The sequence below is a fragment of the Acinetobacter sp. 12966 genome, assembly GCF_031196995.1.
GTDB classification, from domain to species: Bacteria; Pseudomonadota; Gammaproteobacteria; order Pseudomonadales; family Moraxellaceae; genus Acinetobacter; species Acinetobacter geminorum.
Genome location: NZ_JAVIMC010000116.1, coordinates 1 through 232, shown reverse-complemented (window position 1 = coordinate 232; position 232 = coordinate 1). Strand labels below are relative to the sequence as shown.

Annotated in this window: 1 rRNA gene; it reads left to right on the top strand. The window is 47.0% G+C overall.

Annotation, left to right across the window (positions count from 1 at the left end):
* Positions 1-81: 81 nt before the first annotated feature.
* A 5S ribosomal RNA gene (gene rrf, locus RFW85_RS16605) occupies positions 82-196 on the top strand.
* The last annotated feature ends 36 nt before the right edge of the window (positions 197-232 follow it).

Genomic DNA, 232 nt, shown 5'->3' with positions numbered 1-232 from the left:
CAATCAGCCCATCTGTAAAGATTTGGAAAACGCAACGTATCACACAGTGAATAAAACGAAGCAAGTATCCATACCAGTTGTGCTGGCGACCATAGCAAGAGTGAACCACCTGATCCCTTCCCGAACTCAGAAGTGAAACCTCTTAGCGCTGATGGTAGTGTGGGGTTACCCATGTGAGAGTAAGTCATCGCCAGCTCATTATTCTAAACACCCCCATTCCTATGAATGGGGG